This is a genomic window from Mesorhizobium sp. WSM4846, from assembly GCF_055811415.1.
The window spans coordinates 82,802-92,274 of the sequence record NZ_JBVVPZ010000023.1 but is presented as its reverse complement, the minus strand read 5'-3'; the positions used below and the strand labels follow the sequence as shown (position 1 = coordinate 92,274).

Below are 9,473 nucleotides of genomic sequence, written 5' to 3'. Positions count from 1 at the left end.
AAAACTGTCACCCATGCAATCAGTCCATTCTGTTACCTATCTATCCGGTTCGGACAAATCCCCCTTCTCCCCGTCACGATACGGGGAGAAGGTGCCGGCAGGCGGATGAGGGGCAGCGCCAACCTCGACAATTCAACCGGACGAAACCGATCTGGCGCTTCGACCAAACTTACTCCGCGGCCACCTTGGCCATCGGGTTGTTTGGATGCGTCGTCCAGTTGGCGTAGACCGGCGACACCGGTCTGCCGGTGCGCTGGTCGATGACGCCGGCCGCCAGCGGCTCCATGGTGATGCAGTTCTCGACAGGGCAGACATTGACGCAGAGGTTGCAGCCGACGCATTCGGCCTCGATCACCTCGAAATGCCGCTTGCCGTCAACCATGCTGGTGATCGCCTGGTGCGAAGTGTCCTCGCAGGCGATGTGGCAGCGGCCGCATTTGATGCACGCCTCCTGGTCGATATGCGCCTTGGCGACGTAATTGAGGTTGAGATATTGCCAGTCGGTGACGTTGGGCGTGGCGCGGCCGACGATGTCGTCGAGCGAGGCATGGCCCTTCTCGTCCATCCAGTTTTCCAGGCCGGCGATCATCTCCTGCACGATCTTGAAGCCATAGGTCATCGCCGCCGTGCACACCTGCACATTGCCGGCACCGAGCGCCATGAATTCGGCAGCGTCGCGCCAGGTGGTGATGCCGCCGATACCGGAGATCGGCAAGCCGTGCGTTTCCGGATCGCGGGCGATCTCGGCGACCATGTTCATGGCGATCGGCTTCACCGCCGGGCCGCAATAGCCGCCATGCGAACCCTTGCCGTCGATGGTCGGCTCCGGTGCGAAACTGTCGAGATTGACGCCGGTGATCGAATTGATGGTGTTGATCAGCGACACCGCGTCGGTGCCGCCGGCAAGGGCGGCACGCGCCGGCTTGCGTATATCGGTGATGTTCGGCGTCAGCTTGGTGATGACAGGCATGCGGGTGTTGGCCTTGCACCAGCGCACCACCATTTCGATGTATTCCGGCACCTGGCCGACGGCGGCGCCCATGCCGCGTTCCGACATGCCGTGCGGGCAGCCGAAATTGAGCTCGATGCCGTCGGCCCCGGTCTCCTCGACCACCGGCAGGATCGCCTTCCACGCATGCTCATCGCAAGGCACCATCAGCGAGACGACGATGGCGCGCTCGGGCCAGTCCATCTTGACCTGCTTGATCTCGCGCAGATTGGTCTGCAAGTCGCGGTCGGTGATCAGCTCGATGTTGTTCAAGCCGAGCAGGCGGCGATCGGCGCCCCAGATCGCGCCATAGCGCGGGCCGTTGACATTGACCACCGGCGGCCCCTCTTCGCCGAGCGTCTTCCAGACAACGCCGCCCCAGCCCGCCCTAAAGGCGCGGATGACATTGTAGGCCTTGTCGGTCGGCGGCGCCGAGGCCAGCCAGAACGGATTCGGCGATTTGATGCCGACGAAATTGTTTCTGATATCTGCCATGCTCATGCCCTCCCGTTCGAGGTCAGTGCCCGGTGGATCGATTCGGCCGCGTCGCGCCCCTGCGCGACTGCCGAGACGGTGAGGTCGTCGCCGCCATAGATGCAGTCGCCGCCGGCCCAGACGTTTGGCAGCGAGGTGCGGCCTTCGGCGTCGACCTTGATGCGGCCGGCTTCCAGCGCCAGCAAGGCGCCGCTGCCGTTGAGCGCAGCCGGGACAAAGCTCTGGCCGATCGCCTTGAACACCTGGTCGGCAGTGAGCGTCAGCCGCTCGCCGGTGCCGACGAGTTTCTCGCCATCCATCGCCGTATATTCGAGCTCGATGCCCGAGACCTTGCCGCCTTCGGCAATGACCCGCTTCGGCTGCAGCCAGTGACGGATGATGACGCCGTTGGCGGCGGCCAGGTCCTGCTCGAATTCGGAAGCGTTCATGTGCTCCTGACCGCGCCGGTAGCAGATCGTCACCTCTTCGGCGCCGAGCAGCTTTGATTGCACCGCCGCGTCGATCGCCGTCATGCCGCCGCCGATGACGACGACGCGCCGGCCGACCGGCAGGCTGGCAAGATCGCTGGCCTGGCGAAGCTCGGCAATGAACTCCACCGCATTGGTGACGCCTTGCGCGTCCTCGCCGTCGGCGCGCAGCGCGTTGACGCCGCCAAGTCCCATGCCGAGGAACACTGCATCGTAATTCCTGGTCAGGTCCGACAGCTGGTAATCGCGGCCAAGCGCCTTGCCGTTCTGGATGTCGATGCCGCCGATCGAAATGACGTAGTCGACCTCGGCCTGGGCAAAATTGTCGATGCTCTTGTAAGCGGCGATGCCGTATTCATTGAGACCGCCGGCTTTCGGGCGGGCCTCGAGGATGGTCACGTCGTGACCGTGGCGGGCGAGCCGATGGGCGGCGGCAAGCCCGGCCGGTCCGGCGCCGACCACGGCGACCGTCTTGCCGGTCGGAGCGGCGCGCGCATAGAACTGCTTGTTCTCAGCCATCGCGACATCGGTGGCATAACGCTGCAGGCGGCCGATCTGCACCGGCTTGCCTTCAGCCACTTCGCGCACGCAGACCTCTTCGCACAGCGTCTCGGTCGGGCAGACGCGGGCGCACATGCCGCCCAAAATGTTCTGGTCGAAAATCGTCCTGGCCGAGCCGATCGGATTGCCGGTCGAGATCTGGCGGATGAACAGCGGGATGTCGATCGAGGTCGGGCATGCGTTCATGCACGGCGCATCGTAGCAGAAATAGCAGCGATCGGACTCGACCAGCGCCTCGTGATGATCGAGCGGCGGATGCAGGTCGGAAAAATTATCGGCATATTGCTCGGGCGAAAGCCGCCCGCCGGCAATGCCCTGCTTGAAATGACCAGTCGCCATTCCGCTTCCCCATTCCTTGTTGTTTTGCGGAAAGGCTAGCACGTTTTGTTTTTTTATCAATTGGTCAATTTTCGACGCAAGCCGCTGAAAAGCCACGACAAAACATGATATGAATACTCATGTTTTCTATATTGGCCTTGGCTGTCGGAATTCCGTCGCGAAGATCGTCCTAGATGGATCACGCATGATCGCTGACTGGAAACCCAAGGAGCACGACAATGCCAAACTCCCCGATGTCCTTCTTCTGGTACGAGCTGATGACCACCGATCTCGACGCTGCCGAAGCGTTCTACACCGATGTGGTGGGCTGGAAGGCGCAGCCCTTCGACGGCGCGCCCGGCATGCCGCGCTATATCGTGATGAATGTCGGCCAGCGCGGCGTCGGCGGGCTGATGACGCAGCCGGACGAAGTGCGCAAGACGGGCATGCCGCCAGCCTGGGTCGGTTACATCCATACCGGGGATGTCGATGCTTCCACGAAATCGCTGAAGGGGGCCGGCGGTGCGGTTCACCGCGAACCCGATGACATTCCGGGCGTCGGCCGCTTTGCCGTCGTCGCCGATCCGCAAGGCGCGGTGTTCAACTTCCTGCAGCCGATTGGCCCTGACCAGCCGCCGTTGCCGGCTACTACTCCCGGCAATATCGGCTGGCATGAACTCTACACGACCGACTGGCACGCCGCGTTCGATTTCTATGCCGGGCAATTCGGCTGGACCAAGGGCGACGCCATGGATATGGGGCCGATGGGCACCTACCAGCTGTTTGCCGCCGGCGGCGAACCTGTCGGCGGCATGATGAACAAGCCCGAGCAGGTTCCGGTGCCGGTCTGGCAGTTCTATTTCAATGTCCCCGCAATCGACGCGGCGGCCAAGCGTGTCACCGATAATGGCGGCACGATCCTGATGGGACCGATGGAGGTTCCCGGCGGCGGCTGGATCGTGATGTGCACGGACCCACAGGGTGCTCATTTCGCGCTGACGGCGCCGGTGCGGTAGCTGGGCCGGCGTCATGCTTGTCGGAGTGGGCGATCCTTCGCGCCCCCTCTGTCCTGCCGGACAGAGGGGGCGCTGTCCCGCCGGCCCCGCGCAATGGCAGCGCCCTCACCCGCGCATCCGCACGAGATTCGCGTCGAACAGCGGCGTCGGCTGCACCCGGGCGGTGTAGCGCTTGCCCAGGAGCTCGATCTCGAAACCATCGGCCTCGTCGGCGATCTCCTTCGGCACATAGCCCAGGGCCACGGACGTCTTCGAATGATGTGCGTAGCCGCCTGACGTGACCCAGCCGCGCACCGCGCCGTCGAACCAGATCGGCTCGTCGCCGATGACGTCGGCGTCTGCCGCATCGACGACAAAGGCGCGCAGTCGCAGCTTGCCGCCTTGCTGGCGCTCGGCGAGTGCCGCCTGCTTGCCGATGAAATCGGTTTCTTTCCCGTAGGCGACGAAACGGTCGAGCCCGGCCTCCAGCGGTCCGTAGATCGGCCGGTATTCGCGCGCCCACGAGCCGTAATTCTTCTCCAGCCGCAGCGCGTTGAGCGCGCGCGCGCCGAACAGGCCGATGCCGAAGTCTTCGCCGGCCGCCATCAGGGTCTGGTACGCGGCACGCTGATATTCCGGCGCCACCCAGATCTCGTAGCCGAGATCGCCGGTGTAGCTGACGCGGCCGACCAGGCACGGCGCCATGCCGATATCCATCCTGGCCGTCGCCATGAACGGAAACGCCGCATTCGACACATCCGCCCGCGTGGCTTTTGCCAGCACGTCCCGCGCCCTCGGACCGGCAATCGACAGGCCCGTCAGTCTCGCCCCCAGCGCCTCGACATGGACCGAGCCATCTTGCGGCAGATGCGCCTCGAACCAGCGCATGTGATACTGCTCGGCAATGCCGGAACCGGCGAGGAACCAGCCCTCCCCGCTGGAATTGCCGCTGCCGAGATTGGCCAGCGAAAAGTCGCCGATCAGCCTGCCGTCTTGCTTCAGCATCGGCGCCAGCGTCATGCGGCCGGGCTTTGGCAGCTTGCAGGCAAGCAGGCGGTCGAGCCAGGCCGCCGCGCCCGCGCCCGTCACCCTGTATTTGGCGAAGGACGAGATTTCCGACAGGCCGACACTTGTCCGCACCGTCCTCACCTCTTTTGCGACATGCTCGAAATCGCTCGAGCGCCGCCACGAGAACTCGTCCCTTACGCCTTCGGGCGCATACCACAGCGGCACTTCCAGCCCATAGGCCATGCCCCACTGCGCGCCCTTGGCCGACAAGAGGTCGTAGACCGGCGTGGTCTTGAGCGGCCGCCCGGCAGGCAGCTCCTCATTGGGAAAGCGGATGGAAAAACGCCGCGAATAATTCTCGCGCACCTTGGCGTTGGTGTAGGCCATCGTTGCCCAGTCGCCGTAGCGCGAGACGTCCATCGCCCAGATGTCGGCGCCGGGATCGCCCTCGATCATCCAGTTCGACAGCGCCAGGCCAACACCGCCGCCCTGCGAAAAGCCGGCCATGACGCCGCAGGCGACCCAGAAGCCAGGCAGGCCGCGCACCGGCCCGACCAACGGGTTGCCGTCGGGCGCGAAGGTGAAGGGGCCGTTGATGATCTGCTTGATTCCGGTGTTCTGGAAGGCCGGGAAATGCCGAAACCCGACTTCCAATGACGGCGCGATGCGGTCGATGTCGGGCTCCAGCAGCTCGTGGCCGAAATTCCACGGTGTCTGGAGCTCGGACCATGGCTTGTTGGCCTTCTCATAGGTGCCCATCAGCATGCCGCCGCGCTCCTGGCGCAGATAGAGCTCGCCGTCGAAATCGACCGCGTGGATGATCTCCGTGCCGGTCTTCTGGTTCCAGGCGGCGACCTCCGGCATGTCCTCGGTGATCAGGTACATGTGCTCCATGGCCAGCACCGGCAGTTCGAGGCCCACCATGCGGCCGACCTCGCGCGCCCACAGGCCGCCGGCGTTGACGACATGCTCGGCCACCACCTCGCCCTTGTTGGTGATGATCCGCCACAACCCGTCGGCGCGGCGCACGATATCCTCGACCTTGGTGAAGCGCTCGACCTCGGCGCCAAGTTTTCTGGCCGCCTTGGCATAGGCGTGGGTGACGCCGGACGGGTCGAGATGACCGTCCTCCTTGTTGCGCACCGCGCCGACGAACTGTTTCGGGTCGAGCAGCGGCATCAACTCGGCCGCCTCATCAGGCGAGATCTCCTCGAGGTCGATGCCGAGATAGCGGCCCTTGGCGACAACGCCGCGCAGCCAGTCGAGCCGCGCCTCGGTCGCCGCCAAAAGCACGCCACCGGTCAGATGCACGCCGGTCGCCTGGCCGGACAGCTCCTCGATCTCCTTGTAGAGCGAGATCGTGTATTTCTGCAGCTTGGCGACGTTGGGATCGCCATTGATCGTGTGCATGCCGCCGGCCGCGTGCCAGGTCGAGCCGGAAGTCAGCTCGTCGCGCTCCAGAAGCACAATGTCGGTCCAGCCGTGACGGGCGAGATGGAACAGCACCGAACAGCCGACGACGCCTCCGCCAATGACCACGACCTTCGCATGCGATTTCATGGGTCTTTCTCGTTATTTCAGGGAGTTGGAGGGGTGGGATGAATCGGTGCGGGAGGAGCCAAGCCACCCCCCTCTGGCCTACCGGCCATCTCCTCCTCAAGGTCCCCTCAAGGGGGGAGATTGGCAGTTTCAACGCCGCCGCGCTATTTTCAACGCTGGTGATTGGCGAAGGAGAACGTGACAGCCAATCTCCCCCTTGAGGGGGAGATGTCCGGCAGGACAGAGGGGGGTACACGAGCGCAAGCCTTCGACCATCACGGCTCGCCCTGCCCGATCGCTTCCTTGCGCCTGGCCACATACGCCTCCAGCGCCTCGCGCACGGCAATATCCATCGTCGGTTCGACATAATCCTCCAGCGCTTTCTTCCACAGCCGCGTCGCCCGCGCCGTGGCGTCTAGCCCGCCGGCCTCCTGCCAGGCCTCGTAGTTCTGCCAATTCGAGAGCATCGGCTGGTAGAAGGCGGTTGCATAGCGCTCCAGCGTGTGCGGCTCGCCGAAGAAATGGCCGCCGGTCGGCACCGCACCCAGCGCCTCGACGGCGAGTTCCGCCTCGTTGACTTCGATCGGGCGCAAAAACTCCATCATGTGCTGGATCATCTCGACGTCGATGATGAACTTTTCGAACGATGCGGTCAGCCCGCCCTCCTGCCAGCCGGCTGCGTGGTAGACGAGATTGCCGTGGCCGAGCACCGCGCCCCACAGCGCCATCAGCGTCTCATAGGCGCCTTGCGCGTCGGCGGCGTTGGAGGCCGAGCCCGGCGTCGTCCGGTAGGGCAGTCCATAGCGCCGCGCCAATTGCCCGGAGGCGATGTTGGCCTTGGTGTTCTCTGGCGTGCCAAAGGCCGGCGCACCGGACTTCATGTCGACATTGGAGGTGAAGGCGCCATACATGACCGGGGCGCCAGGGCGGACAAGCTGCGTCAAGACCACGCCGAACAGCGCCTCGGCGTTCTGTTGCGCCAGCGCGCCGGCAAGCGTCACTGGGCTCATCGCCCCCATCAGCGTGAACGGCGTCACCGCAACCGACTGGCCGAACTCGGCCATGGTCATCAGGCCTTCGGCCATCATCTCGTCGAAGCGGCGCGGCGAGTTGACCGAGATGATGGTGGTGACGCCGGGATCGTCGCGCATCTGGTCGAGGCTCAAGCCCCGCGAAATCGCCATCATTTCGACGCCGTCCAGCGCCCTGCCGCGGCCGATCGCCGAGACGTGAAAACTCTTGTCGGTCAGCGTCAGATTGGCGAAATAGGTATCGAGGTGGCGTGAATTGGCCGGCAGTTCCATCGGTGCGCAGACCTGATTGCCGAGCATGTGGATGCAGTTGAAATGCTGCGCCAGCCGGGTGAGGTCGCAATAGTCGCGCAAATTGCCGGCGCGCCGGCCGCGTTCCATGTCATGCACGTTCGGCGGTCCGGCGACGAGCGTAAAATTGATGGTGTTGCCGCCGAGATGGACTGTGTGGGCCGGGTTGCGCGGCGTCAGCGTATAGCTGGACCGCGTCGTCTTCAGTGCCGCGTCGACCATGCCGCGCTCGATGCGGACAGTCATCGACGCATGATTGACCTTGGCGCCGGCCTTCTCGAATAGCGAAAGCGCCCGCGGGCTCATCACCTCGATGCCGAAATTCTCCAGAATGTGCATCGACGCCTGGTGGATCGCCTCGATCTGATCGGCCGAGAGCATCGCCATCGGCGGATAGGGATTTGTCACGCGGCGCAACGGCAGTTGCGGGATGGCGGCCGGTCCCCTGTTGCTGGTTCGCTCGGCGCCGCGCTTGCGTCTCGGTTCGGTCATGCGGCGCATCAAAGCGCCGGCACGACGATCGGGCTGTCAGAAATCCGCCACCTGCGGGCGCGATTTTAGCCAAGGCGGCATTTTGGGATTTTCGTGCCGACAAAAGCGACGGAAAACGTCGGAATATCTATCCTCGCTGTGTCGCGGCCAAAGCGGCCGATCAGCCGTTAAGGAACGCTGCAAGATTCCCTTTATGATTCCAGCCTAATCCTCTTCCAATGGGTAGGTCGAGTTTTAGCAAAATTGTAGCCGTTACCGTGCTGCTGGCGCTGTCGGCCTGCGCGACGCCGCCGAGCCATATCAACAATGTCTGCGCCGTCTTCGACCAGAATGACGGCTGGTTCGACAACTGGCAGGCGGCGGCCGAACGCGCCGAACGGAAGCACGGCGTGCCGGTTCCCGTGCTGATGGCGACGGTGCGCAAGGAATCCGGCTTCAAGAGCAACGCCAGGCCGCCGCGCAAGAAACTGCTCGGCTTCATTCCCTGGAAACGTGCCTCCAGCGCCACCGGCTTCTCGCAGGCGCTTGACGGCACCTGGGCGCAATATCAGAGCGAGACCGGCAGCTGGGCGGCGCGCCGCACCAGCTTCGCCGATGCCGTCGATTTCGTCGGCTGGTATCATTCCAAGACATCAGACACGCTCGGCGTCGCCCGCAACGACACCTACAATCTCTATCTGGCCTATTATCTCGGCTGGACGGCCTATGGCCGCGGCAACCGCGGCGATGCCGGCGTGCAGCGCTATGCGCGGGCCACGGAGCAGATGGCTCGGGACTACGCCGCGCAGCTACGCCAATGCGCGCGTTGATGTCGCCACGGATCTAATCGTCCGTCAGCTTCGGCCTCTTGCCGTGCGGACGCTGCGGCGGAGCGCCGGCAAAGCCCGGACCGATGCCTTGCGGCGCGTCGTCGGGCACGCCTTCATTGGCGGCATGCTCCTTGTCGAACTTGATCACCGGCTCCATTTTCGCCAGCACGTCGTCGGCAAGCCAGCACAGGCTCATATGACCGTCGCCTAGATGCTTGACCGGCGGCACCTGCGTCTCGCAAAGATTGTCCGGCACCAGCTTCTTGTAGCCGCAGCGGGTCTGGAACGGGCAGCCGGTTGGCGGGTTCATCGCCGACGGAATGTCGCCCTCCAGCACGATGTGCTTCTTGATCACGCTGGTGTAGGCGCTAGGGGTAGCCCACACCAGCCCCGCGGGATATGGTTGATAAGGCGGGGCAAATATATGGTGGGGCGGTCCCAGCGCGACGGTATATACGAGAAAAATTAACACCCCCCCG

At 64.1% G+C, this 9,473-nt stretch carries 7 protein-coding genes; 2 read left to right on the top strand and 5 right to left on the bottom strand.

Going from position 1 to position 9,473, the window contains the following annotated elements:
• Positions 1–169: 169 nt before the first annotated feature.
• Both preA and AC0L15_RS19785 read right to left on the bottom strand, forming a co-directional pair.
• Positions 170–1,483, bottom strand: a complete 1,314-nt coding sequence (gene preA, locus AC0L15_RS19790) for an NAD-dependent dihydropyrimidine dehydrogenase subunit PreA (protein WP_287249482.1) — start codon at positions 1,481–1,483, stop codon at positions 170–172.
• 2 nt (positions 1,484–1,485) lie between these two features.
• Positions 1,486–2,850 (bottom strand): NAD(P)-dependent oxidoreductase, encoded by a 1,365-nt coding sequence (locus AC0L15_RS19785; protein ID WP_287249480.1) that lies wholly within the window; start codon positions 2,848–2,850, stop codon positions 1,486–1,488.
• 218 nt (positions 2,851–3,068) lie between these two features.
• Here AC0L15_RS19785 and AC0L15_RS19780 point away from each other — a divergent pair, with 218 nt between their 5' ends.
• Entirely contained in the window at positions 3,069–3,845 is a 777-nt protein-coding gene (locus AC0L15_RS19780; protein WP_287249478.1) for a VOC family protein, read from the top strand.
• 105 nt (positions 3,846–3,950) lie between these two features.
• On the opposite strand, the gene AC0L15_RS19775 is transcribed toward AC0L15_RS19780, so the two are convergent.
• A complete protein-coding gene (locus tag AC0L15_RS19775; RefSeq protein ID WP_287249476.1) occupies positions 3,951–6,392 on the bottom strand; it encodes a GcvT family protein in 2,442 nt (813 codons plus the stop codon).
• A 254-nt stretch (positions 6,393–6,646) separates the two neighbouring features.
• A complete protein-coding gene (locus AC0L15_RS19770; RefSeq protein WP_287249474.1) occupies positions 6,647–8,185 on the bottom strand; it encodes a trimethylamine methyltransferase family protein in 1,539 nt (512 codons plus the stop codon).
• A gap of 218 nt (positions 8,186–8,403) precedes the next feature.
• On the opposite strand from AC0L15_RS19770, the gene AC0L15_RS19765 reads away from it, so the two are divergent.
• Entirely contained in the window at positions 8,404–8,994 is a 591-nt protein-coding gene (locus tag AC0L15_RS19765; RefSeq protein WP_128174262.1) for a transglycosylase SLT domain-containing protein, read from the top strand.
• Positions 8,995–9,007: 13 nt separating this feature from the next.
• Here AC0L15_RS19765 and AC0L15_RS19760 read toward each other — a convergent pair.
• On the bottom strand, positions 9,008–9,473 hold a 466-nt coding region (locus tag AC0L15_RS19760; protein WP_473496819.1), incomplete at its 5' end, for an oligopeptide/dipeptide ABC transporter ATP-binding protein.

Coding starts and splice junctions, on each gene's coding strand:
- preA (WP_287249482.1), bottom strand. CDS start 1,483: ATGGCAGATATCAGAAACAATTTCGTCGGCATCAAATCGCCGAATCCG.
- AC0L15_RS19785 (WP_287249480.1), bottom strand. CDS start 2,850: ATGGCGACTGGTCATTTCAAGCAGGGCATTGCCGGCGGGCGGCTTTCG.
- AC0L15_RS19780 (WP_287249478.1), top strand. CDS start 3,069: ATGCCAAACTCCCCGATGTCCTTCTTCTGGTACGAGCTGATGACCACC.
- AC0L15_RS19775 (WP_287249476.1), bottom strand. CDS start 6,392: ATGAAATCGCATGCGAAGGTCGTGGTCATTGGCGGAGGCGTCGTCGGC.
- AC0L15_RS19770 (WP_287249474.1), bottom strand. CDS start 8,185: ATGACCGAACCGAGACGCAAGCGCGGCGCCGAGCGAACCAGCAACAGG.
- AC0L15_RS19765 (WP_128174262.1), top strand. CDS start 8,404: ATGGGTAGGTCGAGTTTTAGCAAAATTGTAGCCGTTACCGTGCTGCTG.